The organism is Bartonella sp. AA78NXGY (genome assembly GCF_042197005.1).
GTDB lineage: Bacteria > Pseudomonadota > Alphaproteobacteria > Rhizobiales > Rhizobiaceae > Bartonella.
On the sequence record NZ_JBHIRI010000102.1, the window covers coordinates 338 to 587 of the forward strand.

A 250-nucleotide genomic window follows, 5' to 3' on the forward strand; every position below is an offset into this window, starting at 1 on the left:
AATGGACTGCTTTACAGTCTCTTAGGCATCAGCATCTTGCTGGCAACAAGCCTCGTAGTCGCAATCGGTGGGGGTCTCGTGCTCCTGACAAAAATCGCTATTACACTTCTCGTAGGATGGGGACCACTCTTCATCATTGCTTTGCTCTGGCAACCAACTCATCGCCTTTTCGAGCAATGGATAATCCAAGTCATCAATTATATAATCCTCTTTCTACTCTTAGCGACTGTATTTAATCTGATGATGAATA

At 44.0% G+C, this 250-nt stretch carries 1 protein-coding gene; it reads left to right on the top strand.

Going from position 1 to position 250, the window contains the following annotated elements; genetic code table 11:
- On the top strand, positions 1 to 250 hold a 250-nt coding region (locus ACFINL_RS09865), incomplete at both ends, for a type IV secretion system protein (protein WP_375651506.1).